This is a genomic window from Pirellulales bacterium (assembly GCA_036499395.1).
Lineage (GTDB): Bacteria > Planctomycetota > Planctomycetia > Pirellulales > JACPPG01 > JACPPG01.
In genome coordinates this window covers 97,078-122,645 of sequence record DASYDW010000123.1, presented here as the reverse complement: position 1 = coordinate 122,645, position 25,568 = coordinate 97,078, and the positions used below count along the sequence as shown (strand labels likewise).

The following is a 25,568-nucleotide window of genomic DNA, read 5'->3' as shown; positions in this document are numbered from 1 at the left end:
AACCCACCGATCTCGATTCGAGATTTCATTCCTTTAATCTGCGTCTATCTGCGAAATCTGCGGACGAGTTCCCGCGCATTCTACAAGCGACGCTCACCGATCAATTGCCCGACGTTTCATTCGCCAGCAAGAGTCGCCGTAGTTCGGCGATCAGCTCGGCGGCGTCGTTAGCCAGTGAGGCTGTGGTCATGCCGCCCGTCGAGAGCAGCTTAACCTGGCAAACGTTCTCGGCCAATTCATTCTCACCCAGTACGAGTGCCACGCGAAAGCCGCGACGGTCAGCATATTTCAGTTGCTGGCCCAGCTTCTTGGCCTCGGGATAGAGCTCGACGCCGAAGTCGGCGCGACGCAATTTTGCGGCTAGCGCCAGATACTTGTCGAGCAGCTTGGCATCGAAGAGTGGGATGAAGATTTCGGCCGGGGTCGAAACCCGTGGAATCATCTCCAGTTCTTCCATGCCTGCTAGTAGGCGGTCGAGGCCCAAACTAGCGCCGACGCCTGGCAATTCCTGGCTGGTATATAGCTCGGCCAGGTTGTCGTACCGCCCGCCCGAGCAGACGCTGCCAAGTTTCGGCAAGCGGTCGAGGAACGTCTCGAAGACGACGCCCGTGTAGTAATCGAGTCCACGAGCAATCGACACGTCGAACTTCAGGCGATGCTCGGGCACACCAGCGGCCGTGGCCGCGGCGAGAAGCTCCGCCAGTCGATCGGCGCCGGCCTGGCCAATTTCACTCCCCGCCACTAGCGGGGCCAGAGCGGCCAGCACTTGATCGTTTGGTCCTTGCAGTTCGGCCATCTGCACGACTTGTCGCGCTTGGGCTTCCGTCGCACCGGCCGTGGCCGTGATCTCTTCGACTACTTTTTGCGGACCGATTTTCGCCAGCTTGTCGATCGCGCGCAGCACGGCGACCGATTGTTCAGTCAGGCCAGCCCGTTCGAGCAAGCCGCGCAGCACCTGCCGGTTGTTGATGTGAATCTTGAAATCTTCGAAGCCGATCTCCCGCAGCAGGTCGTGCATGACGAGCAGGGTTTCGATATCCGCGACGACGCTGTGCGTGCCGATAGTATCGAAATCGCACTGCATGAACTCGCGGTAGCGACCATGCTGCGTGTTCTCGCCGCGCCATACGGTGGCGATATGATAGCGCTTAAACGGCATGCCCAGCTCGCCGGCATGCTGCGCCACGAAGCGGGCCAGAGGCACCGTCAGGTCGAAGCGCATGCCGACCCACCGCTCGCCCGGATCCTGAAAGCGATAAAGCTGCTTGTCGGTTTCGTCGCTCCCCTTGCCCGTCAGGATTTCCAGGTACTCAAGCGCCGGCGTATCGATCGGGCTGAACCCGTATGACCGGTACACGCGTCGTGCAACCTCGATGATCCGCTCGCGCGGGATCATCGTTGCGGGCAAGTAGTCGCGAAACCCCTTCAGCGTGCGCGGTTCGATGCGTGTCGGACGGTTCAAAGCAGATTGATCCTGGCGGGGCCGAACTCGAAGCCGGTCTACGATCAGCCGGCGCGGGCACGACAAACAATCATTGATAAACGGCACCGACCAAGCGCTGGCAGGTTCGATCAGCCGATGATCGGCAACAGCGTCGGCCGGCGGCTACGGAAGCTATGCCCCTTCTCGCGAGGCAGCACGGCGTCGACGTATTCTTCGACCTGTTCGGGCGTTTCGAAGTACTTCTCGTACACCCAGTCGTCTTCGTATTCGCAATTGTCGGTCGTGTAATCGCGGCAGATCTGCGGCCGCGTCTCGTAAATGCCGCAACGATTATCAGGGCGCAAGTGCCGGCACTGAGAGTAAATCAACAGGTACCAACTGCCGTCTTCGACGAATACCGTCGCGTCGTTGTGCAACAGGTACCAACGGATGTAATCGAAATCTTGCTGCGTCTCGGGGGCGTCGATCGGCGCTGCCAGGTACTTGCAGCACTTGGCCGGGCAATGGTCACAAAGGCATTCCCCTGCCGGCAGTTCTTCGCGGCGAATCTTGCGCTTGGCGATCGTTTCCATTCGCGGGCCTTGGTGGGTTCTCGACCGGGTGAAAAAAACGCCGGTTCAGACCCCGCCAATCGAGTACGCGCCAGGGCCACCGGCCAGCGCGTTTAGAGTAACAAAACCGGTCCGAACCGGCTAGGAGATCCGCGCGGCCCCTGGCGGTCGAAAGCGCGACGCGCGGCAGGCGAGTCAGCCCGCGCTGGTCCCCGAGGCTTTTCCGGCCGAGCTTTAGTCGACCGCGATATCGGCCGGCGTGTCACCCAGCGAGGCGCCGTCGAGCAGGCGCTGATTCGGCCCGATGCAATTGTGCGCCAGGCCCACTGCCTTGAGCAGGCAAATCGTCAGGTACGTGACGTCCACTTCCCACCAGCGATGGCCGTGCGCGGCGCTGCGTTGGTCGGCGTGATGGTTGTTATGCCATCCTTCGCCGTTCGAGATCAGTGCCACGAGCCAGTTGTTGCGGCTGTTTTCGCCCGTCTCGTAGGTCCGGTAACCCCAAAGGTGCGTCAACGAATTCACGCTCCAGGTGATGTGCCAGACGGCCACGGTGCGGACGAACACGCCCCACACCAGCACGCTCGCGCCAAATTGCGTCGCCGCCGCGAGACTACCGGTCGTTGCCCATCCTATGGTGCAACCGGCCAGGTAGAACAGTCCGGCCTGTATCAGGTTGACCCACAGCCAGAAAAAGTTGCGCTCGAACCGCATGTAGAACGGATCTCGCAATATGTCGCGGGCATAGCGATCGCAGGCACCCGCCGATTTCGTCGCGTGATTCTCGATAAACAGCCAGCCCATGTGCCCCCACAGGAAATTCACCAGCGGAGAATGCGGATCAGGCTGATCGTCCGAGTGCTGGTGGTGAATGCGATGCGCGATCACCCACCGTGTCGGCGAATCCTGTAAGCAGCAGACTCCGAGTACCGAGAACGCATGCTCGAGCCACTTGGGGCATTCGAAGCTGCGATGCGTCAGCAACCGGTGAAAGCAGAGATTGATTCCCAACGTTCCAAACACATACAAGCCGGCGAATGCCAGTGCTACGCCCGTCCAACTGAAAAACCAGGGCGAAAGGGCCAGCAGGGCCAATGCGTGATATGAGCCGACCCCCACGACATAGGTCCACACAACATGATTTCCGGCCGCCGTCGTCGGACGCGCGAGCGCGATGGTCTGGGGTGCTGGCAATGTCGACGCAGGTGGCACCGTCGACGTGGGTGGCAGCGTGCGTGGGCGGGCCACGGTCGTAGCGACACTGGGCATAGAATTCTGCGGGGCGGAGGGGCGTGTGGAATCACCAGACGAAAAATGAGGCCGCATGAATGTATCACCTAGGCAAAACGGGGGCCATGTCAACTTTGCAATAGCAAAATGCCAGAGTCCAACGTGCGCGGGCGACTCGACAACGCATCGCGGGCGTGCATTTCATCGCCACGCGTTCGTCCAGCTCTCTTGCTAGCGTGGAATCGACGTGTTTGTTACGGGGATTTCGGGCAGGATCGTTTTTGGGCGGGGAACATAAGCGGCCGGACCGGCATCGCGTCGAACGATGGCGTTGATCTCCGTCGGTCTTCGCTGCCAGCAATGGCCTTGCGTAAATGGACGTCGCGGCCCATTGTCAAACTTCGCTTGCAGCGGACGTCGCCTGGCGACTATCGTGTTGCGACGATTCTTCGCGCGAGCAACCACGAAACGTGAGGTCTAAGGATGGACCGAGACATGTCGCCGGCGCCTGCTTCATCGCGCCAGCCTCAAGACAAGCCAGCCGTAGTCAACCGCCGCCTGCGGATCGATCGCGCACATGCCCCCGTGCCACGGCCGATATGGCTATTCTCGACGCCCGGCTCGCGCGGCTCCAACTAATCGCTACACGCGGAAGAGATTGCCTGCTGGCGATCCCCTAGGGATTGGCGGACCGTTACATCTTGCCACCGCCAGCGCGCGAGGGATTGAGCCCGGGCGAATGAGCATCAAGCGGTCCGGCGTTCAATCATTCCGTCAGCGCCCCCGGGCGGGCCGATTCTTCCGGCACCTGCCACCAGTCGCCCCTGGCCGGACCGGGTGCTAAGCTTGCGTGCCCCTTTGGCCACGCCCCCGGTCCTGAATTTGCGCGGCATAGAACGCACTTGCCCGCGCCCTTCGGACGGATCCCTCCAGCCTTTGATCGCTTTCCGCTTATGCAGGTACATATCACCGCCGTCGGTCCCGACAATTGCGGCCTGGCCGACCCCATCGTGCATTACGTCACCGGTCAGGGTGCAAACATCGCCGAGATCCAGATGTACGATCACGACGAAGAACGCGTCTTCGCCATGCTCTTGCGTTTGGAATTGGCCGCCGACCGGCTGTCAGCATTGCGCGAGGCGATGCAGGAAATCGGGTCTCGCACCGGGCTTTCGATTCGCGTCTGGTCCCCTGAGGAGCGTGCCGGCCGGCCGCGGCTGGCAATCTGCACGACATTACGGCACGAGCCGGCCCTGGCCCTGCTGCGCGCGGTGCGCGATGGCCGGATCAAGGCCGACGCGGCGCTCATGCTGGGCAACCGGCCGAACTGCCGCTCGCTGGCGGAACAGTTCGGCATTGACTGGCATCAGATCGGGGACGAGAAGGGCGCCGCCGACGACGAGCGGATGGTTGGCTTGTGCGATGAATACGGGATCGATTACCTGGTCCTGGCCCGTTATATGCGAGTGCTGCCGCCGTCGAGCTGTTGGAAGTATGCCGGCGGCCGCATTATCAACCTGCACCACGGTCTGCTGCCGAGCTTTCCAGGCATCCGCCCGTATCACGAGGCGTATGCCAGCCGCATGCTGACCTACGGAGCGACGTGCCACTTCATCGTGCCTGACCTGGACGCCGGCAACCAGATCATCCATCAATCGACCTTCACGGTGCCGCCGGGCATGCCGCTGGACGACATCATCCGCGTCGGGCAGGAAGATAACGAGCCGAACTGCCTGGTAGAAGGAGTGCGCCGCGTCGTCGATCGCGAAGTGCGGTTGCACTTTCATCGCGTCGTGGCCTCGAAGTAAGACGCGCTGGGCAGGTCAGTATTACTTCGCCACGCGATGGGCACTATTGAGATGGGCCCTACTTCGCGGTCATTCGTTCCCAGAGCAGCCGATAGTACTTCATCACACGCACTGGGTCGGCCGTCTTGTCCCCTTCTTCGACCAAGGTCCAGCCGGTGAAGTTGGCGCCGTTCAGCAGGCCGAACAGCTGCTGCCAGGGATAGGTGCTGATGAGATCGTGAATGTGGATCGTGCCGAGGCGATCCTTCACGAGATTGAAGTTATCGACCAGCCCCGCGCCCGATAGATCGGTTTGATTGCAATTCCAGCAGACGACCGCCCCGGGATGCGTGGCGGCGTCCATGATCGCTTTTACGCGCGGCAGCTCGTCCGTGCCGCGGCCATGCACTTCGAGTCTGATGACTTGCCCATATCCTTCGCCGAAGGCGGCCAGTTCGGCCAGCGAGCGGCCGATCTGTTCGAGCGTCTGGGCGACGGGGACTTCTTTCGGAAGACCGTTCGGGCGGACCTTGATGCCCGTGCCACCGCAATCGTGACTGAGCTTGATGAACGACTTCGCTTCTTCGATTTGCTTCTTCAGCTCGGCAGCGTCGGGTGAGTGAAAATCGCAGGTCGTGCCGAGCCCGACGAGTTCGACGCCGCTGTCGGTGAATTGCTTATTCACTTCGCGCCGCTGGTCAGCCGAGAGCGCCGGCTCGACGCCATGCTTGTGGGTCGTCCGCAGCTCGACGCCGCGAAAACCGGTCAACTGGCAATTCTTGATCAGCGTGGGGAGGTCCCATTCCGCGCCCCACATGTAAGTGACAAGTCCCAGTTGCATCGCGAAATCTCCTGATCGGGGGCGCGCTGCCGAGAAGTGCGAGGTACAAGCCGCTCGCATCGGCGGGTCTATGATAGCACGCGCTGCGCGAACAGTGTCGCAGCCAAAACGCGCGCAGAACAGACAGGCGGGAGAAATCGATCCAACGACCGGGCTTAGGCCAGCAGCTTGGCGACACTTTCCATCAGCCGATCCATGGCGAACGGCTTGCGGATATAGTCGTCGACCCCCAACATCTCGGCGTAAGCCTTGTGCCGGCTGCCTTCGTTGGCCGTGATCATGATGACCCGCATCGGCACGGGACGCGTGCGGCGCAGCTTCTCCAGCACCAGAAAGCCGCTGCGCTTGGGCATCATCATGTCCAGAATCAACAGATCGGGATCCTCGCGCTCGGCCATCGCCAACCCCTGGTTGCCGTCGCGCGCGACCAAGATCTTATAGCCGCGGGCTTCGAGCGCCAGGCGGATCGATTCCACGATTTCGGCATCGTCGTCGACGATCAGGATCCGCTTCGCCGCTGTTTTATCCGCTGCTTCTGTTGCCATGTGCTCTTGCCTTGGTAAGCCGACGGCGAGCCTCGCATAGAAAGGGCCGCCGGCGCATGCATTGATTTCCGTATCGCGAACCACCACAAGTAGCCGAGATTCCGGCGCATTGCAAGCGAGCGAGTTAGCGCGCTAGCAATTCCGCCGCACAATCGCCGTGGAAAACTCACTGTGCGAACGGAGGTAAACGTTTCTGTCCACTGTGCGGAAGCTTGCCGGTGCGGAACGCGGGGTCTAACATCGGGCAACCTGCCACCGACGCCACGCGTCTCTCTCGGTCCTTCGCATTCCGCGCCCCGCATTTTTTGCTCGGAGCTGTCGCATGAGATTCTCGATCGCACACCTCTCGTTCATGGCTGCCATCGTCGCGTTGGCGGCGCCGTCCGCGGATGTTTTGGCGACTGATCCTGTTGCCTGGAAAGCCGGCGTGGCCAAAACGGTCATCACGCCCGAGCGCCCCATGTGGATGAGCGGCTATTCGAGCCGTGACCACGCCGCCGAGGGGAAGCTGCACGACCTGTGGGCCAAGGCACTGGTGCTGGAAGATGCGACCGGAGGGCGCGCGGTGTTGGTAACGCTCGACCTGGTCGGCATCGATCGAGTGTTGTCGCTGGCGATCCGTGGTGAATTGGAAACGAAGTACGGATTAAAAAAATCGCAAGTCGCGATCAATTGCTCGCACACCCACACCGGACCGGTGGTAGGACACAACCTGCGCGCCATGTATTTCCTGGACGAGCAACAATCCCGGCTGATCGACGAGTACACCGCGGGTCTGCAAGCCAAGGTGATCGCGGTGGTCGGCGAGGCGATCAAGAATCTCGCCCCGGCAACGCTCGCGTGGGCGGATGGCAACGCGACCTTTGCCGTCAACCGGCGGACGAATCTCGAGCCTGAGGTGCCAAAACTGGCAGCCGAAGGGAAACTGAAAGGGCCGGTGGATCACGATGTGCCGGTGCTGGCTGTGAAAGACATGGCGGGAAAATTGAAGACCGTCGTCTTTGGCTACGCCTGTCACGCCACGGCCCTGTCGTTCTATCAGTGGACCGGAGATTGGCCGGGCTTTGCGCAAATTGATCTTGAGCGCGAACACCCCGGTACGGTCGCCATGTTCTGGGCCGGCTGTGGGGCGGATCAAAACCCGCTGCCGCGCCGCACCGTGGAGCTGGCCGAAAAATATGGCCAGAAGATGAGTGATGCGGTCGATCAGGTGCTGGCCGGTGAACTCACTCCCGTCGCTGGCCGGTTGCACACCTCGTATGACGAGATCGACCTGCCGTTCGCGACATTACCTACGAACGAGGAGTTGAAAACGCAGGCGGCATCGTCGGACAAGTACCAGGCGGCGCGTGCCAAGCTATTACTGGCGCAGATCGACGGCGGTCAGCCGCTGAGTCCGACGTATCCCTATCCGATCGAGGTTTGGCGCCTGGGGGACGGTCCCGTGATGATCACGTTAGGGGGCGAAGTCGTTGTCGACTATGCGCTGCGACTCAAGGCAGAATTGCCCAACGAGCGCGTGTGGGTCGCTGGCTATACGAATGACGTGATGGCCTACATCCCTTCGCGCCGGGTGCTCACCGAAGGGGGTTACGAGGGCGCGAGCGCGATGATCTTCTACGGCCTACCGACCTCCTGGGCCCCCGAGGTCGAAGAGTCCATTATCCGCGAAGTGCGCAAGCAGGTGGCGACTAAGCCGTAGGGATCGATCGCAGCGGAAACCGCGCGCGTCGTGCTACTCCTTGGCCCGCTCCAGGTATTCGCCCGTGCGGGTGTCGATCTTGATGAACGAGTCCTGCTCGACGAAGGCGGGGACCAGAATCTCGGCGCCGGTTTCCAGCTTCACCGGCTTCGTCAAGTTCGTGGCCGTGTTACCGCGGACGGCCGGCTCGGCGTATTCGACTTTCAGCACGACGTGGTTCGGGGGCGTGACGGTGATGGGATTATTGTTGAACAACACCATCCGGCAAATCATCCCTTCCTTGATCCACTTCCACGTGTCATCGACCTGAGCGGCGGTCAACTCATACTGCTCGTACGTGGTGTTGTCCATGAAGACGAAATTCTCACCCTGACGGTAAAGATACTGACCGTCGATCTCGGTGACGTCGGCCGCCTCGAGCGAATCGCCCCCCTTGTAGGTGCGCTCGAGCATCGAGTTGCGGACCAGGTTCTTCATCTTGCACTTGTACAGGGCGTTTCCCTTGCCCGGCTTGACGAAGTTGCATTCGACCATGATGTAGGGATCGCCGTCGATCTGGATCTTCAGGCCCTTCTTGAAGTCGCTGGTGGAATAGCTGGCCACGGTGAATCGTCCTGTCTTGTCGCGAATGGGTGGGGGGGTATGCTACGATTGCCTGGGCGAGGAAAGCTCCCCCGAGCAGGCTTGGTTCATAAAAGGTAAACGACCATTTTAGCGATCCAGACCGATTCTGTCCGCCCCAACTCCCCCCCGGCCGAGCCATGTTGGCGGCGCGAGCTGCGGCAGGCGGTACGCGACCCGCACGAGCTGGTGCGGTTACTCGACTTACCAGCCGATTTCGCCGCGCAAGCCCTGGCCGCGGCGGGCGATTTTCCCTTGTTCGTGCCGCGCGAGTTCCTGTCGCGCATCCGGCCGGGTGATCCCCACGACCCACTCTTGCGCCAGGTTTTGCCGGTGCTGGCTGAGCAGGAAATCGTGCCGGGCTTCTCGACCGATCCGGTCGATGATCGAGCGGCTCAAAGAACGCCGGGCTTGTTACAAAAATATCCAGGCCGGGCCTTGTTGATCACGACCGGCGCCTGTGCTGTGCATTGCCGTTACTGCTTTCGTCGGCACTTTCCTTATCAGGAAGCGCCCAAATCGCTATCGGCGTGGGAGCCGGCCTTCCGCGCGATCGAAGAAGATTCCTCCCTGCACGAGGTGCTGCTCTCTGGCGGCGATCCGCTGGTGATGGTCGACGATTTTCTGGCGCGCCTGGCCGAGCGGTTGGCCGCAATCCCGCATCTGCGGCGGCTGCGCATTCACACCCGACTGCCGATCATGATTCCCGGCCGCGTGTGCAGCGAGTTGTTGAACTGGCTCACCGGCACCCGCCTGACGCCAATCGTCGTCGTACATGCAAACCACTCCGCAGAGCTGGACGACGCCGTGGCCGCTGCCTTTGGGCAGCTTGTTGACGCGGGCATTGTCGTATTGAACCAGGCCGTGCTACTGCGCGGCGTCAATGATTCAGTCGAGGCGCTGGCCGCGTTGTGCGAGCGACTCGTTGATCTGCGCGTGATGCCTTACTACTTGCACCAACTCGATCCGGTGGCCGGCGGCGCGCATTTCGAGGTTCCTGTGTCGCGTGGACGTGAATTGATGGCACAGCTCACAGCGCGCCTGCCGGGTTATGCAGTTCCGCGCTATGTCCGCGAGCTGCCTGGGGAATCAAGCAAAACTGCCATCGCGTAGCGCAAGCGCCGAGTACACCATGAGCTTTCTGAAGGCGCGACGCGCCGATCCACTCGATGCCGAGCATACGCCGGCGGCGATCCGGCGCCGCTTGCGATCCGCGACCGAGCACAGCTATCTGCGCGACTTTGTCCTGGGCGCCATGGACGGTACCGTGACGACGTTCGCCGTGGTTGCGGGTGTTGCCGGAGCGGGGCTGCCCAGTGGCGTGGCGATCGTGCTGGGAGTTGCCAACTTGTTGGCCGATGGTTTCAGCATGGCGGCCGGCAACTACTTGAGCACCAAAACAGATCGCCAGCTTGTCGATCGCGCGCGGCGCATCGAGGAGATGCACGTCGAGCAGGTGCCCGACGGCGAGCGCGAAGAGGTACGCCAAATTTTCGCCGCCAAGGGTTTCGAAGGACGCATCCTTGACGAAATCGTTTCGGTGATCACGACCGATCGGCAGCGATGGGTCGATACGATGCTGACCGAAGAATTGGGGCTACGGCTCGAGTCACCGAGCGCGCTGCGCGCGGCGGCGTCGACCTTTGTCTCGTTTGTCGTCGTGGGGTTGACGCCGCTGTTGCCATTTTTATTGGGTATCGGCGGCAGCCCCGCGGCCATCTTCGGCACAAGCGCCGCGGCGACCGGCGTGGCGTTTCTGGGCGTAGGCATCGCGCGCGGACTGGTCCTTGACGAACCGGTCGTTCGCGCCGGGTTCGAGACGCTGGTCATCGGCGGCGTAACGGCCGCGCTGAGCTATGCGGTGGGCGTAGCGCTGCAAAGTGTGGGTGCGGCCTAAGCGGCCGGGAATTCGCATGACACGCATTGCCTGGCTTACGGACCTGCACCTGAACTTTTTGTCGGGCGACGCCGTCGACGGGTATCTGACGCGCGTCGCGGCGGTCCGCGCCGATGCGGTTCTGATTAGCGGCGACATCGCCGAATCGCAAAATCTCGTGGATTATCTCGAGTGGATTGCTGGCCGGTTGCGCGGCCCGATTTATTTCGTGCTCGGCAACCACGATTTTTACCACGGCTCGATCGCGGGAGTACGGGCTGCGGTGACGGACCTTTGCCGGCGCGAGCCACGACTGGTCTGGCTCAGCAGCGCGGATCCGATTCCCCTGGCGCCCGATACGGGACTCGTTGGCCACGACGGTTGGGCCGACGCGCGACTGGGGGACTATGAGCGGTCGCTCGTGATGATGAACGATTACCGACTGATCGCGGAATTCGCTTCGATGAGCAAGGAAGCCCGCTGGCCGCTACTAATGGCCGAGGCAGATGCCGCAGCTGCTCATATTCGCGACGTCCTGCCGACGGCGCTCGAGCGATTTACCCGCGTCGTGTTGGTAACGCACGTACCACCATTTCGTGAGTCGTGTTGGCACCAGGGGGAAATCTCGAACGACGAATGGCTGCCGCATTTCACGTCGCAGGCGATGGGGGACGCGTTGTTGTTAGTCATGCGCGATTTCCCGGCGCGCGAACTGATCGTCCTATGCGGCCACACGCATGGGCGAGGCGAAGCCCGGCCGGCGCCGAATATTCGCGTGCTGACCGGCGGTGCCGAGTACGGATCGCCGTCGATCGAGCGCGTGTTCGAAGTCGATGACCGCGGGAAGTTCACCGAGAGTGAGCCCGCACGATGAGTGAAAACCGCGAAGATTGGCGCCCGACAGCGAACTGGGAGATATTGCGCCGTCGCGCGGCTCTGTTGGCCCGCCTGCGCGAGTTCTTTGCAAAGAACGGATTTCTCGAAGTCGAGACGCCGATTCTGTCGGCCGATACGGTTGTGGATCGTTTTCTTGATCCCTTTTGTGTTCCTGTCGCAGGGGATGCCGACGGGCGGGCGATTAAGAAGTATTGGCTGCAGACGTCCCCAGAGTTCGGCATGAAGCGACTGCTGGCCGCCGGGGGCGAGGCGATCTATCAGGTGACGCGTGCCTTTCGCCGTGAGGAAATCGGGGATCGGCATAATTCCGAGTTCACGATCGTCGAATGGTATCGCCGCGGAGACTCAATGCACGTGGGCATGCAATTCCTGGATGATCTTTGCCACGCGATGCTCGACACGCCGCCGGCGGAATTGCTGACTTATCAAGCGGCGTTCGAAAAGTTTGTCGGCATCGATCCGCATGCGGCGACCCCGGACGAACTGCGCGCAGCCGTTCGGCAGCAGGGAATCTCGGCGCCGGAAAGTCTTGACGCGACCGATCGTGATGCGTGGCTCGATCTGCTATTGGTTTCACTTGTGGAACCACGATTAGGTTTTGAGACGCCCGTGATTCTGCACGACTATCCGCCGACGCAGGCGGCACTGGCGATCGTGCGACCCGGCCCGCCGGCGGTGGCCGAACGCTTTGAGCTTTACGTGCGTGGCGTGGAGTTGGCGAACGGTTATCACGAGTTGCTCGATCCGGCCGTGCTGCGCGCACGGAATCGTGAGAACAACGAAAACCGCGCCGCCGATGGCAAACCGACACTGCCCGAGGAAAGCCGGCTACTAGCGGCGATGGATTATGGTCTGCCCGCAGCCTGCGGCGTGGCGCTCGGTTTCGATCGCGTCATGATGCTGGCGACGGGCGCACGCACGATTGCAGAGGTGATCGCCTTTCCGTTTGATCGGGCGTAGCAGGCGACACGCCGGTACCGCGATCCTCGGAAAGAAAGTCAATCGATTACAGCAGGCCGGGAATCGGCGCGGCCGTGGCGGCTTGCACCACTTCGTTCGGCATGCCGCGCACGAGTCGTAGTTCGGCCGGATCGACGAGCCGCTCGAGAATCGTGGCCACGAGGTTCGGAATCTTGATCGGTTCGGTCAGCGGCTGACTGCCGTCGCGGGTCGACTGCCCGATCACTTGTCCCATCCGCAATCCGCCACCGGCCAGTAGTAGCGGGGCCAGGTTGCCCCAGTGGTCGCGGCCGCCGTGGGCGTTCAGCCTGGGCGTGCGCCCCATTTCACCGCAACAGACCAGCAGAATGCGGTCGCTGAGCCCACGCTGGTGAAGATCCTCGACGAGCGCGGACACGGCGTGATCGAGTGGCGGGCCCATGTAACGCATTCCTTCGGCGCAATGGGCGTTGTTGACGTCGGCGTGCATGTCCCATACGAAATTGGTGGTCACCGTGACAAAACCGGCCCCCGCCTCGCACAGCCGACGCGCCAGTAGCAGCAGCTTGCCCAGCGACTTGGCATTGTCGCAGTAGTGTTCGTAATTCTTCCACTTGCGATCGATCTGGTCGGGCTGGACCAACGGGGCTGTGTCGTATCGTTCGATGACGCGAGGTTCTTCGCGCGCCAGGTCAAAAGCTTTCGACACCCCGTTGAGCACGCTGCTGAAGGCCTGCTCGCGCAGCTTGTCGAGCGAGCCGGCCTGGCCAGTCGCGTCGAACAGCCAGCGAACGCGATCAAGTTCGCCAAGCAATGCCCGGCGGTCATCGAGTCGATCGATGGACAAGTTGAGCTGCATGTCGCGCTGCAGATCGCCGCCGGCGCCGGGGACGAACGGGGCGCAGCCGGAACCGAGGGCGCCCGTCGAATCGAAGCGCCCGAATTGCGTCTGCTCGGGACCGGCACTTGTATTGACGGCACGCGGGAACAAGAGCGCCGTGCGCGGCATGCCGCTCGTGGGGTCGGTAGCACCAGCGACGCGGGCATAGTAAGAGCTGAGATTCGCGCCTCCAGTGTGCCGGCTGACGATCGGTTTGATGTCGTGACGTGCGTCGCCGGTTGTGAACGAGCGCACGATCGTCAGGCGATCGGCGAGCTGCGCGAGCTTCGGGAACGACGAGCCGAACGTCAGACCGGGGATCGCGGTCGGAATCTCGCCCGTCGTCGAACGGATCTCGGCCGGCGCGGACATCTTGGGGTCGAACGTTTCGAACTGGCTCGGTCCGCCGTGCAAGAACAGAAAGATGACCGACCGGCCCGTGAGCAAGCGTTGCGGGTCAGCCGCGGCATGCGCTAACAAGCCAGGCAGCGATAATCCGCCGAGTGACAATGCGCCCGCGCGCAAGAATCCGCGGCGAGCAAGTCGTCCGGCGCTATCGGCAAATGTTAACATCGCACCACGCGCAGTCGGGGGCGAGAGGTCGCGCCGCTTTTGTGGGCGTGCAGCGCGGGCAGGAAACAGCCCTTAGAGATAACACGACCGGCGGACGAATTCAAATTCGCCGGCCCGGTGGCGGTTGCCAATCTCGCGTCTTAACGTGGCGATTTGCTGCGAAACTGCGAAACGTGCTGCACCCGCGCGAGCAACTTCAGGTCCCCCTCGCGAGCACGCTCGACGAAGCCCGGGCAATTGGGCGAGTCCGCGGCCGTGACGATCCAACCGGCTTCTGGGGGCACAGCCGTATCCGCGCCGCGCAATTCGGCACACCACCGGTCGGTGGCGACCATTTCCAACTCGCGAATGCCGAAGGGGGCGTTCCAGCAAACCGAGGGGCGCGTGTCACGGTTCATGATCGAGGCGAATGAATCGATCGTCCGCCACTCGTCGTTGAGCCGCGCCAGCCGCAACGTGGAATGGGTGCTGTAGCCGAAGGCCACGAGCAGGTGCGCCACGACCAAGGCTGTCAGGATCTGCGTGCGGTGCCGCGTTTGATACCACACGAACCACCACAAGCAGGCGACCAGCACTGGCAGCAGCGGCAACAGGTAGCGCGTTCCCTGGTCTGAAGGATAGACGATGTACAACGCCAGATAACACGGCAACATGAACAACAAGGTATTGCCGCTTTCGCCCGCCACGTTCCACCACGCCCAAGCCATCGTGAAAAAGAGCGGGATGTAGATCAGCATGTTGGCGTTCAGCCACGTGAACGGCTTGGCATACGACTTGTTCATGCCGGGGACGAGTAGCCGACCGACTTCGCTCGCGCGCACGCGAACTCCTTCCAGCAATTGCACCGGCAGCGGCATATCGTCTGCTCGAAATTCGTGCAAATAGGTGGGATCGCCACGGACGCCGGTCGCGGCCGCGTTCCGCGCTTCGTAGACCAACAGCGCCATGATTGCCACCGCCGCAGGCGTTCCGATCGCGAACATGGTCCCGATCGCGCGCCGCCAGGACATCTCGCCGCGGCGCAACTTGAGGAAGACGACGACCGCATATCCGGTCAAAACCAAAATGCCCACCGGCCGGATCATACTTAATGCCACGGTCAGCGCAGCAATTAAAAGCGACCAGTACGCGGCGCCGCGCGGCGTTTTCTCTTCGGACAATCGATCCATGGCATTGGCCGTCCACACCAACAAGGCCATGAAGGGCATCTCGCTGATCGTCGTGCGGGCGTGGATCCAGAGGCTGACATTCGACATCGTCAGCGCCGTGATCCAGAGCTCGCTGCCAGCCATCCAGCGCTGCGCCCAACGATAGACTTCCAACATGAATGCCACGGCCCATAGCCACTGCAAAACCTGCAGGAGCAAGAACGGGCGATCGCCGAACCAGAAGGCAGGGCTGATCAAGAGCGGATAGCCGGGGGCGTAGTGCAACTTGGGCGAGCCCATGTTTTCGACCGGGCCGCCATGCGCAATACTGCGCGCGATCGACAGATAGCCAGCGCCATCAGGCGTGGGTGCCCAGAACGGGACAATCTGCGTTGCCAATAACGCGGCGAACAGACTCATCACGACTGCCGGCCGTCGCAGGGCACGAATTACGGTCTCTAGCCACACATGCATCGGTCACCAGAATGAGTGCAAGCGATTCGTCTGCCTCGCGCCGGGGACAGCGATCGCGCCTTCGCAGATGTATTTGCCGGGCGGGGATCGTAGCCCACACCCCCATCCAGGTAAAGATCAGGGAAACCTGCCCCCCTGACTTCTGTCTCGGCAAACTGTCTCGGCGCCTTTTCGCCGAGTTTGTAGTCGTCGCGCCAGCACGAATTTCGACGCCATTTAACGAACCTTTCGCCGTGAAATCGCCTCGCTAGCCCAGGTGAGTCGACGTTGACTCAAGTCCTGTATTGGGCGATACTTGCTGGGTGGATTCTGGCCTTTTGGGCGGCACGGAACTGCGGCCGGAACCTCTTTTCTCGCAGTGACTTAGGCGACTTTCCCCATGGCCACCGCTGAACGCTTAGACTTGCGCACCTACACGCTCGACGTGGCCCGTCGCGCGCTCGCGGCCAGCCAGCAACTGGCGGTGGTCTCGGGCGAGGCCAAGCAGCTATGGCTGCGACGTGCGGCCGAGCTACTGCGAACGCGCGGCAAGACGTTGGCCGCGGCGAACGCCTTGGACCTGGCAGCGGCTCCCAGCTTTGGTTTGAGCCCGGCCCAGGTCGACCGGTTAAAGCTGTCGCCAAAGACGATCGAATCGATGGCCGTGGGTCTTGAGGAAGTTGCGGCGCTGCCGGAACCGATTGGCGAAGTGATCGAGTCGAGCATTCGTCCGAATGGTTTGGAAGTTCTCAAGGTGCGCGTGCCGCTAGGCGTCGTGTTCTTTATTTACGAATCGCGCCCCAACGTCACTGCCGACGCGGCAGCGATTTGCGTGAAGAGCGGCAACGCCGTGATCCTGCGCGGCGGTAAAGAGGCCGCGAATTCGAACCGCGCGATCGCCAACCTGTTGAGCGAAGCGGCCGCCGACGTTGGGTTGCCGGCCGATGCCGTGCAACTCGTTTCGACCACGGATCGAGAAGCCGTGGGACACTTTCTGGCGCTTGATGAATACATCAGCGTTGCCATCCCGCGCGGCGGCGAAGGGCTGATTCGTCGCGTCGTGGCCGATGCCAAGATGCCCGTAATCAAGCATTTTACGGGCAATTGCCATTTATATGTCGATGCCTCGGCCGATCTGGAGATGGCCGAGCGAATCTTGATCAATGGCAAGTGTCAGCGGATGGGAGTGTGCAACGCGCTGGAATCACTATTGGTACATGCGGGCGTTGCCGAAAAGTTCTTGCCCGCCGCTGCTCAGCAGTTGACCGCGCACGGAATCGAGATTCGCGGCGACGAGCGCACGCGTGATCGGATTGCTAGTGCCAGCGAGGCAACCCCGGCCGACTATGCGGCGGAATATCTCGGCCCGATCATTTCGGTTTGTGTCGTCGACACTTTGGACGAGGCGATCGAGCACATCAATCGTTACGGCTCGAAGCATACCGACGCGATCGTAACGCGCGAGCTGGACGCGGCCCGGCGCTTCACCGCGGCGGTCGATAGCGCGGCCGTGATGGTGAACGCCAGCACGCGATTTAACGACGGGTTCCAATTCGGGCTGGGGGCCGAGATCGGCATCAGCACCGACAAATTGCACGCCCGCGGTCCGTGCGGCGTGAAAGAATTGACCAGCTACAAATACGTCGTGTTCGGCAGCGGCCAGGTCAGGGAATGACCCGCGCGTCGCACCGCAAGTCGTAGCGCTTCGCAGCGCTAACCACCACGGTTTCAAGGAGTGAACGAAGTGGGTGGGGAGAATCTCAGCCAGGCGGAAGTCGCAAGCCTGTTGGGCAGTGTTCAGCCTTCGGCAGGTAGGGTCGCGCCTCCGGCGGGCCAAGCGGCGGCATTGCGGCGCGGCGATAGCGCAGGCAGGTCCCCGGCGTCGCTCGATTTTCATTATGCCGAGCGGATCGGTCCGGCCGTATTACGTGCGCTCGAATCGTTGCACGCACCCGTGGCTCGCGATTTTTCCGCGGCGCTTTCGGTGCTGGTTCGCAGTGCCGTGAAGATGCATATCACGCGCGTCGATCAGGTAACCTGCGCCGAGTTCATACGCCGTCTGGAGAAGCCGACCTGTTTCGGCGTGATCAGGGCGGACGAATTCGGGGCGAACGTGGGGCTGGAAATCAGCCCGCGTGTCATGTTTCCGATCATCGATCGATTGCTGGGAGGCGGCCATGATGCATCGCCACCGCCCGATCGCCCGCTGACGGATATCGAGCGACGGCTCGCATCGCGCGTCATTACACCGTGGAATGACGCGCTATCACGCGGCTGGCGCGACGTAGCGCCTCTGACGTTTGAATTGTCCAAGATCGAGACTCAACCAACCGTAACGACGATCGCCGCCGCCAGCGAACTGGTCGTCGTGGTGGAATGCGAATTGACGATCGCCGACGCGACCGGCCCCGTGCGATTTTGCATTCCTTCGAGATCGTTGGAGAAATGGCGCGATCGATTGCTGGGAAACCCCGCCGGCGCTCCGCTCGCCGGACCTTCGCATGCCGCGCCGTCGATGTCAGGCTCGTGCATGCCCGGCACCGTGGAATTGGTCGCCGAGTTGGCAACCGTTCGAGTCACGGCCCGCGAGCTGGCGGACTTGCGCGTGGGGGACATCATCACGACCGACACCGGTGTACAAAGTCCGCTGGTGGTTTCGGTCGACGGTATCCCGCGATTTCACGCCCGGCCAGGAGCCTTCAAAGGGCGCCGTGCCCTGTGCATCGAAGAGCGCCTCGATGCGCCGAACTCCCTGTCGTAGCGGCTGCCGCGTTAGCGCGCGACGTCGTCGCCGTCTTTGGCTTTGATGACCTTCACGTTCGTTGATAAGAAATAGGGCTGCGCGTCGGCGTCGAAAACCGCTTCGCCGAAGATCGCCGCGTAGCCACTCTTCGGCCGGGGCAATTCGTAGCGATAGGCGCCGTCGACCTCGGTCGTGGGTTGGCTTGCCCATTTCGAGTCGCGGAAATCGCGCGACTCGGACGTGGCGAGCCAGGCCGAAACCTTACTCGGCTTTTCATTCGCCGTGACGCTGAGCGTCAGGTGGTCGTTGTCATCTGTCAGTTGCCAAGAGAGCTTGGCGATCTTCTTGCCACCAGCGGCCTGGCGATGCAGAGCCGAGACCGTGCCGATGATGCGCGTGAAATCATTCAGGCCGTGACCGTTGTTGGGAACATATAGGATGTGCTTCTCGCCACTCAGGTCGGGCCAGTACAAGTTCAACGCCTCGAGCGGCCAGTAGCGATCGTTGGTGCCCAGCAAGATCACCTTCGGCTGCGTCAACAAACTGCGATACGAGTAGGGGTCGACGATCTTTTCCAACAGCTGGCCGGCTTCGCTCGCACCCTGCTGCTGAATCCCGCGCTTGGTGTAGTCCTGGATCTGTTCGGAAAACTCGCCGAAGCTGTCGATTTGCAACTTCATCTGGGCGCTCATGTTTAGCGTGTCGATCACCATCGGCGCAAAGGCATTCACCCGAGGATCGACCGAAGCGGTCAGCCACGTCGTCCAGCCTCGCTTCGAAGCGCCGGTGAGCGTAAAGTTCTTGACGTCGAGCGACCAGTCTTGTTTGGCAAACTGCTGTACCGCGTCCATGCCGCGCACGGCGCTTTTTACCATCGGCAACAACAGTGGCCAGGTGCCATCGCGCGTATTGAGGAATTGTTCGAACGTGTAAGAGATCGCGCCGTCTTCGGTCAGTCCGTCGAAGATCGGTTGATTCGGCACCTGCTTCAGCACGGCGACCGGGGATTTCACACGTTCTGCGACCTGGGCCAGGAGAGCCGCCTCTTGGGGCAGCTTGCCGGGCTTGTCGCTCTCTGGAGCATTGGCCAACTCGTCTTTCCAGGCGCCACCGTCGATCAGCAAAATCGCCTGGCCGGGATTTTCCACCTCGCTGGGCTTGATGACGAACAACTGATGCTTCCAGTGCGTGTCCTTCCAATGTTGCGAGGTGAGAATCAGTTCGACCCAAGTGGCTTTGCCGACCTTTCCTTCCTGGCGTTTTTCCCACTTAAAGCTGTCGTCGGCCTGCTTGACGTAGGTGTGCAACGGACCCTGATCCGGCCCTGGATTTGCGGCTTTTTCCGCAGAAAATGCGGTCTGCGCGGCCCCGAGAACTAGCGTAAAACAGATGGTAAGCTTTAAGCAGATTTTCACGACCGTGGGTCCTCGAACGCTGATGCTCGTGCGCCTGAGTGCCGCCTGACGCAGGGGGAGGGGCGCGGGAAGGAAAGCGGGGGATCGACAGACCCATCATAATTTGCCAGCCACGGGCGGGACAACCCGCCCCGGGCGTGGAAAGAGCCGACCTATGACCAACGCAAACACGCTTCGAGTAAAACGACCCTGGGCGCCAAGCATGCTCGTGACCGCAACGATGCTGGTCCTGCTGGCCGGCGGTTGCGGCAAAGCAACTTCGGACAAGGGAAAGCCGACCTCGGACGAAATGCGGCAGATGCAGGCCGTGGCCGAAGCGCCGCGGCAGAATCTATTGGCTCCGCAGCCCGGCTTGATGCCGAATCTGTATCGGCCCTGGGGAATCAAGGAAACGGCCGTCGATGCCCTGGGACGGATTGGCGAAAACGCCGTGCCGACATTGATCTCGACACTGAACGATCCTAATCCGCGCGTTCGCGCCGAGGCGGCACGAGCATTGGCGCGCATCGGTCCCGAGGCGAAGGAAGCGGTACCGGCGCTCGTTGCGCGGCTGGATGATCCGGACGATGACGTTCGCCAGGCGGCCGCTCGCGCTCTCGGTCAGGTCGGTCCGGCGGCGGCATCCGCGGTACCGGCGCTAATCGGGTTGATCGACTCGGCTTCGACGCGCCCTTCGACAGTCGTTCCCACGACGCCGATCAATCCGCATCCCTAGTTCGCGGCCTCGCGTTTGTTCGCGCGGGCGGACTAGCCATAGTTCAGTCGCGGTGGGCTGCCGCGTTGAATGGGCACGTCGAACAGCCGCGGCCCGTCGGTGGCGAATGATTCCTTCAGCCGCGATTCGAGTTCGTCGGGATCCGTGATGCGCATCGCCGGCACGCCGAGTGATTGCGCCAGGCTGACGAAATCAATTTCGGGTTCGGCAATATCCATCCCTTCGAAACGTCCGCTGCGCGCCGCCGGCAGACCGATTTGTGCGGCGCCGACTTTCAGAATTTGATATTGCGCGTTGTTGCAAATGACGAATGTCACGGGCAGCTTATAGCGGGCGGCCGTCCATAATCCTTGAATGCCATACATTGAAGCCCCTTCGCCCAATAGCGCGAGCACCGGACGCTCGGGCCACGCGAGTTGCACTCCCATCGCGCATCCCAGGCCCCATCCCAGGGCCCAACCGCGATGTCCGAAGTAGCCCGTCGTATTCTTGAGTGCCGCCAATCGCTCGAGGTACGTGCCGGTAGTGGTGACAGCTTCTTCGACCACCGCGGCATTGGGCGGCAAGACGCGCGCCACGCTGGACATCAAGGTCAGCGGTGTCAGCGGTCGCAGCGCACGTTGCCCCTTGGCTTCTTCGATGAGCGCCGCGCGGGCGCGTCCGTGCGTGTCGGCAATTGTTGCGGCACGTTTCTTGGCTGCTTCGTGCTGGGGCGCGGTCATACCCTTTTGCAAAAGCTCGGCCAATTCGGCGAGGCCGACTTTCAAGTCGCCGACCAGCCCCACTTCGACGGGATAATTCTTGCCGATTTGCCACGGGTCCTGATCGATGTGGACGATTTTCACATGCTCGGGAATCGCCCGCGCAGGCTCGAAGTAGACATACAACCGCAACAGGTCCATACCGGCGACCAGGATCACGTCGTGGTCGGCCAGCCGCGCGCGAACTTCGGGAGACCAGATCGGCAACCCAGGGGCCGACAACGGGTGATCCGCCGGGAAACCTAAGCGGCCGTGCGTCGTACCCGATTCGGAAATCACGGGCGCACCAATGCGCTCGGCCACGGCGACCAACTCAGCCACGGCGTCGGCTTCGGTTGTACGGCTACCGACGAGGATGGCGGGATTGTGCGCCGTGCCTAAGACCTCGGCAGCCTGCCGCAGAGCAGCCACCGGCGGACGCACGCGGACGTCCAGCCGCTTGGCCTTGGTCAGGTCCAGCTCGGCGATTTCGCTTTGCAAGTCCATCGGCAGCGAGAGAAAGACCGGTCCCGTAGGAGGCGTTAGCGCGGCCTGCGCGGCGCGGCGAATCGCGATCGGCAGGTCTTCGACGCGATGGACTTCGGCGGCCCACTTCATCCACGGTTCGGCGACGCGCACCATGTCGGACCACAGGATCGGCTCTTCGAACATCAAGCGGCGGTCCTGCTGCCCGGCCGTGACCAACAGCGGCGTGCCGGCGCGATAGGCGTTGTAGAGCATGCCCATCGCGTTCCCCAGCCCGCAACTGATGTGCAGGTTGACGACGCCCAGCGATCGCGAGGCCTGGGCGTAGCCGTCGGCCATCGCGACGACAGGCACTTCTTGCAGGCCGAGGATGTATTGGATGCGCCGGTCGTCAACCAGGGCGTCAGACAGCGGCAGCTCGGTCGTGCCGGGGTTGCCGAAGAGATATTTCACGCCGAGGTCGGCGAGCATATCGAGAAAGGCCTGGATACCGCTTTTACCCATGACGTGTACCACTGGAGCCAGAGTGGGCGAATCGTGCGAGGCGATTGCGGCTCAGTGTACGCGACCGAAACGTCAAAGCAAATCGCCGGGTCAGCAGTGTAGCACTCCCCGGTGCTACCTGCTGACTCGGCGACAGATCGTATGCGATTAATATCGAACACGTGCAGGCCGTGGCCCGCCGCTACGTTTAACGTACGTAGGTACGTTGCGAAGTGCGGCGCACTTGCGGCTGCTCGACATCGTCGAGCTGCGGCTCGGCCAACGTCGGCTCGTCGCGGCGAGCTACGGAACTCACGCTCGACGAACTGCGACCGGGCAGCGTCGCCGGCTTGACCAGGCGATCGGTCGTGCCGAGATGCTGAATCGCGCCTTCGTATTCCTGCACCGGACCGCGCTGTGCATATTGCGGTTGGCCTTGCATGCGGGGTTGGCCGTTGTATGAACGTGGGCCGCGCTTGACCATTTTCGGAGCATACTCAGGTGGCGGCGAACGGCGCGCCATCTGCGACTGCATCTGCATTTGGCTCTGGCTGCGCGGCGGACCGCTGCGCACGACCTGATTGCCATAAGGATGAGCGCGTGAATACGTGTCGGGACCGAGTCCGTTGCCACCGGGCGAAGGAGGTCCGACCCAGTTGCCGCAACCATCGCAGGTCGAGCAATGCGGGTTGCCGGTACACCAATCGCCCCAATAAATCTCGCCGCAGCCCCCTTTTCCGCCACACCCGCCACCGCACCCACCGCCACCACAATCACCACCGCCGCAGGAGTCGCCCCAGCCACAGCCGGGCCAAGCACACGGCGACCAACCGCTCCCTTGCCAACAACAACATCCCGGCGCGCCCAATGACAGGCACACCAGGCTAAAGCCCAGCAGTACACGCTTCATTGCACGAATCCCCCCTCAAGAATTCGATGAATCGATTTCGGTAGCCTTGGGGTCTTATCGGCGGAATTATCGGTACAGACGAGAAAATCGGCACCTCTGGCCATCTGACTGGCTTTGCCGCCCTTCCGAGGTCGCGCCGCCGGGTTGATAGCAGCCCTCTCGGCGTGCTCGCAGGGGGGATCGCGGCTGGCTATATTGCGCTGCAAGGTCGTCGGCGGCGCCCGCGCGCCAATCACCGGCCACCAATAACCGCCAACCCCTGACGCATTGCCCGAGGCCCCGATGACTGTCGCCCTGCCGATCCGCTCGTTGAACCACGTCGGCCGATTGACCAAGCATCTTGACCAGAGCAAGGCCTTCTATCGGGATGTGCTGGGCTTTCAAGAGATCGTTCGCCCGAATTTCGATTTCGCCGGCGCCTGGTTGTTCAACTACGGATTGCAAATTCATTTGATCGTCAACGAATCCATTCCCGACCCCGAGGGACCGATCCAGACGCGCGAAGGGCATTTAGCCTTCGAGGTCGATGACCTGGCGACGGTCGAGCATCGCCTGGAGGAACAGGGCATCCCGTTTCGCAAGAATACGGTCGCGCAAACGGGACGCCAGCAGATTTTTTTCCGCGACCCGGACGGCCATCACATCGAAGTCGGGCAATACGCGCCGTCGCAGTTGATGTAACAGGCCGCGACATTGCAGAGGATCAAATTCCAGCCGCCCGTGTTATTCGCGATTGCGAGATTCACTCGTCTGTTGCACTAGACTCTCGACGGCCAGGGTGATGCGGTCCTCGACATCATCGGCCCAGCGTTCGGCGGGCAGGCCGTATTCGTACAGCGAGCCACCTTCGTAGCCCCCTTCGTCCCAGACGCGGCGCGAGGGGATATAGGCCAGCAAATCATGCGCGTATGAAGTGACCCAGATTTGATCGCCGTAGTCGCGCTTGAAACGCAACGCATAATCGACCACGACTTCGCCGGCGAGGCTGATCCACAGTTGGTCTCCCAGCCGCCAGACTTGAATCGTGTACGGAACTGATTGCGAAAACTTCTCGCCCGCTTGTTGCCTCGCGAGCAAGCGCCGCGCCCAGCGTCCGCGGATGCCGTCGGCTGTTGCGTAGCGATCGATCTCTTCCTGCGTACTGTTGCGCTCGAACTTGAGCGGTATTTCGGACAGCGCGGTCTTGAGCGTCGGCGCGAGTTCGCGTGATGAGCCGGTCAGTGCTTCTTCGACGCCAGTGGCCAGCAACTGTCCATATTTACGGCACAGGTCCACGGTGCGCCGCGGTAGGGGATTCTGATCCGCGCCGCAACCAGTGTAGAACATGGCCGTCACGCCGGGATGCGCGGCCTCGAGTTTCTCCTGGGCAAAGCCGGCGAAGTCGCCGCACCAGCGATACCAGTCGAGCGTGGTGTTGTGGCACGCGTAGCCAAAGACGATCGCTTGCAATTCGCCTGCCGTGTTCCGCACCGTCAGTACGGGCACGTCGTGATCGACACGTCCGGCGAGCAACTCGCCGCGGGCCAAACGGTCGGCCACTTCTGGCTCGCGATTCGCGCGCCGGTTGACGGCAAATGTCGCAGTCCCGCGCCGCGCTTCGAGCGTGGCCGGCTTCAGATCCTTGATCGCCGCGGATACCGTGTCGACGATTTGTTGTTCGAGCTTTTGCGAATACGTTTCGACCAGCGCCATTTCTGCATCGTCGAGCGGGTAGTAATCCAGCAGTGACTCGCGCACGACAGGGCCGCTGTGCGTATGCGACGCGGTGAGCATGACCTGCGCCGGATCGAGATCGCACCGCTCTTTGAGCGCCGTTCGGATCGATTCGAACATCACGCGTGAATAGCCCAGCAGGTCACTGGTGATCAAAACCGCGCGACGGCCCGAGGCATCTTCCAGCGCGAGGACCTTGACCCACAGGTCGTGTTCCTTTCCCTCGGCTGGCCGATTGCGCCCGCCGTAGCCGGCCAGCCACATAGGATGCTCGGGCGTAATGACGACCCGAGCGATGCCGGCCTGCCATGTCTTCGTGTCATCAGCCGCAGAGGCCACGGCATTCGAATGGGCGCAGAGAGTAGCGAGCGACGTTGCGAGCAGGATATAAAAATCGCATCGCAAGCAAATGAGACGCTCAACGCGGCGCGGGCGTAACGAGTTTTTCATCCGCGCGATTGTAGCACGGCGAAGCGGCACGCTCACCAGTTCATGGTGATCACCAGGCGGTTCAAGAAGATCACGATGCCGACGATCGCGGCCCCGATCGATGCCACGAGAACAGCGCCCGAGCCGATATCGAGCGCGTCGCGAATGTGGGGATTGGGGCGCTGGTCGATGGCCAAGGCCAGCCGTTCAAGGGCCGAGTTGATCATCTCGGCAGTCAGCACCGCCGCGACGCACAGCAGTAACAGGCACCACTCGACGAGTGTCGCTTGCAGCGCGAGTGCCGCCGCCAGCACGGCCGCGGCCATGAAGAAATGGACGAAGAAGCTGCTCTCGCCGCGCACGCCCAGCTTGACGCCACGGAATGCGCAGCGGAATTTTCGAATCCACGATCCGGCGGCGGGTTCGCGTTTTGCCATCGGTCGATCC

Annotated in this window: 23 protein-coding genes; 10 read left to right on the top strand and 13 right to left on the bottom strand. The window is 62.0% G+C overall.

Annotated elements, in window-relative coordinates; genetic code table 11:
• Window positions 1-100: 100 nt before the first annotated feature.
• From hisS to VGN12_24560, 3 genes are all read right to left on the bottom strand, one after another.
• Complete coding sequence (hisS, locus tag VGN12_24570) at window positions 101-1,462, bottom strand: histidine--tRNA ligase (GenBank protein ID HEY4312647.1); 1,362 nt, start codon at window positions 1,460-1,462, stop codon at window positions 101-103.
• Window positions 1,463-1,572: 110 nt separating this feature from the next.
• Complete coding sequence (locus tag VGN12_24565) at window positions 1,573-2,016, bottom strand: YkgJ family cysteine cluster protein (GenBank protein ID HEY4312646.1); 444 nt, start codon at window positions 2,014-2,016, stop codon at window positions 1,573-1,575.
• 213 nt (window positions 2,017-2,229) lie between these two features.
• Window positions 2,230-3,264, bottom strand: a complete 1,035-nt coding sequence (locus tag VGN12_24560) for a fatty acid desaturase (GenBank protein HEY4312645.1) — start codon at window positions 3,262-3,264, stop codon at window positions 2,230-2,232.
• A 914-nt stretch (window positions 3,265-4,178) separates the two neighbouring features.
• On the opposite strand from VGN12_24560, the gene VGN12_24555 reads away from it, so the two are divergent.
• Entirely contained in the window at window positions 4,179-5,033 is an 855-nt protein-coding gene (locus VGN12_24555; protein ID HEY4312644.1) for a formyltransferase family protein, read from the top strand.
• A gap of 58 nt (window positions 5,034-5,091) precedes the next feature.
• Here VGN12_24555 and VGN12_24550 read toward each other — a convergent pair whose 3' ends face one another.
• On the bottom strand, window positions 5,092-5,853 hold the full coding sequence (locus VGN12_24550; GenBank protein HEY4312643.1) for a sugar phosphate isomerase/epimerase family protein: 762 nt from the start codon (window positions 5,851-5,853) through the stop codon (window positions 5,092-5,094).
• Window positions 5,854-6,008: 155 nt separating this feature from the next.
• Window positions 6,009-6,398, bottom strand: coding sequence for a response regulator (locus VGN12_24545; protein HEY4312642.1), 390 nt, complete (start codon window positions 6,396-6,398; stop codon window positions 6,009-6,011).
• Between the two features lie 322 nt (window positions 6,399-6,720).
• Between VGN12_24545 and VGN12_24540 the strand changes: the two genes are divergently transcribed.
• Window positions 6,721-8,100 carry a neutral/alkaline non-lysosomal ceramidase N-terminal domain-containing protein gene (locus VGN12_24540; GenBank protein HEY4312641.1) on the top strand — a complete coding sequence of 460 codons (1,380 nt, stop codon included), beginning with the start codon at window positions 6,721-6,723 and terminating at the stop codon, window positions 8,098-8,100.
• Window positions 8,101-8,133: 33 nt separating this feature from the next.
• On the opposite strand, the gene efp is transcribed toward VGN12_24540, so the two are convergent.
• Window positions 8,134-8,703: an elongation factor P gene (gene efp, locus VGN12_24535; GenBank protein ID HEY4312640.1), complete on the bottom strand. Its 570-nt coding sequence runs from the start codon at window positions 8,701-8,703 to the stop codon at window positions 8,134-8,136.
• A 105-nt stretch (window positions 8,704-8,808) separates the two neighbouring features.
• Between efp and epmB the strand changes: the two genes are divergently transcribed.
• The 4 genes from epmB to epmA are packed head-to-tail and all read left to right on the top strand — an operon-like array spanning window position 8,809 to window position 12,454.
• Window positions 8,809-9,834 carry an EF-P beta-lysylation protein EpmB gene (gene epmB / locus VGN12_24530; protein ID HEY4312639.1) on the top strand — a complete coding sequence of 342 codons (1,026 nt, stop codon included), beginning with the start codon at window positions 8,809-8,811 and terminating at the stop codon, window positions 9,832-9,834.
• A 19-nt stretch (window positions 9,835-9,853) separates the two neighbouring features.
• Window positions 9,854-10,618, top strand: a complete 765-nt coding sequence (locus VGN12_24525) for a VIT1/CCC1 transporter family protein (protein HEY4312638.1) — start codon at window positions 9,854-9,856, stop codon at window positions 10,616-10,618.
• 16 nt (window positions 10,619-10,634) lie between these two features.
• The gene (locus VGN12_24520) at window positions 10,635-11,471 is read left to right on the top strand and encodes a metallophosphoesterase (GenBank protein ID HEY4312637.1); all 837 of its coding nucleotides are present in this window, start codon (window positions 10,635-10,637) and stop codon (window positions 11,469-11,471) included.
• Window positions 11,468-12,454, top strand: coding sequence for an EF-P lysine aminoacylase EpmA (gene epmA / locus VGN12_24515; protein ID HEY4312636.1), 987 nt, complete (start codon window positions 11,468-11,470; stop codon window positions 12,452-12,454). Before VGN12_24520 ends, epmA begins: the two co-directional genes overlap by 4 nt.
• A gap of 46 nt (window positions 12,455-12,500) precedes the next feature.
• On the opposite strand, the gene VGN12_24510 is transcribed toward epmA, so the two are convergent.
• Both VGN12_24510 and VGN12_24505 read right to left on the bottom strand, forming a co-directional pair.
• Window positions 12,501-13,886, bottom strand: coding sequence for a DUF1501 domain-containing protein (locus VGN12_24510; protein ID HEY4312635.1), 1,386 nt, complete (start codon window positions 13,884-13,886; stop codon window positions 12,501-12,503).
• A gap of 140 nt (window positions 13,887-14,026) precedes the next feature.
• Window positions 14,027-15,454: a hypothetical protein gene (locus VGN12_24505; GenBank protein HEY4312634.1), complete on the bottom strand. Its 1,428-nt coding sequence runs from the start codon at window positions 15,452-15,454 to the stop codon at window positions 14,027-14,029.
• A gap of 433 nt (window positions 15,455-15,887) precedes the next feature.
• Between VGN12_24505 and VGN12_24500 the strand changes: the two genes are divergently transcribed.
• Both VGN12_24500 and VGN12_24495 read left to right on the top strand, forming a co-directional pair.
• Window positions 15,888-17,162: a glutamate-5-semialdehyde dehydrogenase gene (locus tag VGN12_24500; protein ID HEY4312633.1), complete on the top strand. Its 1,275-nt coding sequence runs from the start codon at window positions 15,888-15,890 to the stop codon at window positions 17,160-17,162.
• A 69-nt stretch (window positions 17,163-17,231) separates the two neighbouring features.
• A complete protein-coding gene (locus VGN12_24495; protein ID HEY4312632.1) occupies window positions 17,232-18,248 on the top strand; it encodes a FliM/FliN family flagellar motor switch protein in 1,017 nt (338 codons plus the stop codon).
• An 11-nt stretch (window positions 18,249-18,259) separates the two neighbouring features.
• Here the strand turns inward: VGN12_24495 and VGN12_24490 are convergent, their stop codons facing one another.
• Window positions 18,260-19,645, bottom strand: coding sequence for a PhoPQ-activated protein PqaA family protein (locus VGN12_24490; protein HEY4312631.1), 1,386 nt, complete (start codon window positions 19,643-19,645; stop codon window positions 18,260-18,262).
• A gap of 202 nt (window positions 19,646-19,847) precedes the next feature.
• Here VGN12_24490 and VGN12_24485 point away from each other — a divergent pair, with 202 nt between their 5' ends.
• Window positions 19,848-20,360: a HEAT repeat domain-containing protein gene (locus tag VGN12_24485; GenBank protein ID HEY4312630.1), complete on the top strand. Its 513-nt coding sequence runs from the start codon at window positions 19,848-19,850 to the stop codon at window positions 20,358-20,360.
• Between the two features lie 32 nt (window positions 20,361-20,392).
• On the opposite strand, the gene VGN12_24480 is transcribed toward VGN12_24485, so the two are convergent.
• Entirely contained in the window at window positions 20,393-22,090 is a 1,698-nt protein-coding gene (locus VGN12_24480; protein HEY4312629.1) for a thiamine pyrophosphate-binding protein, read from the bottom strand.
• Window positions 22,091-22,277: 187 nt separating this feature from the next.
• A complete protein-coding gene (locus VGN12_24475) occupies window positions 22,278-22,979 on the bottom strand; it encodes a hypothetical protein (GenBank protein ID HEY4312628.1) in 702 nt (233 codons plus the stop codon).
• A 282-nt stretch (window positions 22,980-23,261) separates the two neighbouring features.
• On the opposite strand from VGN12_24475, the gene VGN12_24470 reads away from it, so the two are divergent.
• A complete protein-coding gene (locus VGN12_24470; protein ID HEY4312627.1) occupies window positions 23,262-23,660 on the top strand; it encodes a VOC family protein in 399 nt (132 codons plus the stop codon).
• Between the two features lie 42 nt (window positions 23,661-23,702).
• Here the strand turns inward: VGN12_24470 and VGN12_24465 are convergent, their stop codons facing one another.
• The gene (locus tag VGN12_24465; GenBank protein ID HEY4312626.1) at window positions 23,703-25,142 is read right to left on the bottom strand and encodes a neutral/alkaline non-lysosomal ceramidase N-terminal domain-containing protein; all 1,440 of its coding nucleotides are present in this window, start codon (window positions 25,140-25,142) and stop codon (window positions 23,703-23,705) included.
• A 32-nt stretch (window positions 25,143-25,174) separates the two neighbouring features.
• Window positions 25,175-25,558: a diacylglycerol kinase gene (locus VGN12_24460; protein HEY4312625.1), complete on the bottom strand. Its 384-nt coding sequence runs from the start codon at window positions 25,556-25,558 to the stop codon at window positions 25,175-25,177.
• Between the last annotated feature and the right edge of the window lie 10 nt (window positions 25,559-25,568).

Bases quoted from the DNA above. Each gene is read 5' to 3' on its own strand.
- VGN12_24565 (HEY4312646.1), bottom strand. From the start codon at position 2,016: ATGGAAACGATCGCCAAGCGCAAGATTCGCCGCGAAGAACTGCCGGCA.
- VGN12_24560 (HEY4312645.1), bottom strand. From the start codon at position 3,264: ATGCCCAGTGTCGCTACGACCGTGGCCCGCCCACGCACGCTGCCACCC.
- VGN12_24555 (HEY4312644.1), top strand. From the start codon at position 4,179: ATGCAGGTACATATCACCGCCGTCGGTCCCGACAATTGCGGCCTGGCC.
- VGN12_24550 (HEY4312643.1), bottom strand. From the start codon at position 5,853: ATGCAACTGGGACTTGTCACTTACATGTGGGGCGCGGAATGGGACCTC.
- VGN12_24545 (HEY4312642.1), bottom strand. From the start codon at position 6,398: ATGGCAACAGAAGCAGCGGATAAAACAGCGGCGAAGCGGATCCTGATC.
- VGN12_24540 (HEY4312641.1), top strand. From the start codon at position 6,721: ATGAGATTCTCGATCGCACACCTCTCGTTCATGGCTGCCATCGTCGCG.
- VGN12_24525 (HEY4312638.1), top strand. From the start codon at position 9,854: ATGAGCTTTCTGAAGGCGCGACGCGCCGATCCACTCGATGCCGAGCAT.
- VGN12_24520 (HEY4312637.1), top strand. From the start codon at position 10,635: ATGACACGCATTGCCTGGCTTACGGACCTGCACCTGAACTTTTTGTCG.
- epmA (HEY4312636.1), top strand. From the start codon at position 11,468: ATGAGTGAAAACCGCGAAGATTGGCGCCCGACAGCGAACTGGGAGATA.
- VGN12_24510 (HEY4312635.1), bottom strand. From the start codon at position 13,886: ATGTTAACATTTGCCGATAGCGCCGGACGACTTGCTCGCCGCGGATTC.
- VGN12_24505 (HEY4312634.1), bottom strand. From the start codon at position 15,454: ATGAGTCTGTTCGCCGCGTTATTGGCAACGCAGATTGTCCCGTTCTGG.
- VGN12_24500 (HEY4312633.1), top strand. From the start codon at position 15,888: ATGGCCACCGCTGAACGCTTAGACTTGCGCACCTACACGCTCGACGTG.
- VGN12_24485 (HEY4312630.1), top strand. From the start codon at position 19,848: ATGCTCGTGACCGCAACGATGCTGGTCCTGCTGGCCGGCGGTTGCGGC.
- VGN12_24480 (HEY4312629.1), bottom strand. From the start codon at position 22,090: ATGGGTAAAAGCGGTATCCAGGCCTTTCTCGATATGCTCGCCGACCTC.
- VGN12_24475 (HEY4312628.1), bottom strand. From the start codon at position 22,979: ATGAAGCGTGTACTGCTGGGCTTTAGCCTGGTGTGCCTGTCATTGGGC.
- VGN12_24470 (HEY4312627.1), top strand. From the start codon at position 23,262: ATGACTGTCGCCCTGCCGATCCGCTCGTTGAACCACGTCGGCCGATTG.
- VGN12_24465 (HEY4312626.1), bottom strand. From the start codon at position 25,142: ATGAAAAACTCGTTACGCCCGCGCCGCGTTGAGCGTCTCATTTGCTTG.
- VGN12_24460 (HEY4312625.1), bottom strand. From the start codon at position 25,558: ATGGCAAAACGCGAACCCGCCGCCGGATCGTGGATTCGAAAATTCCGC.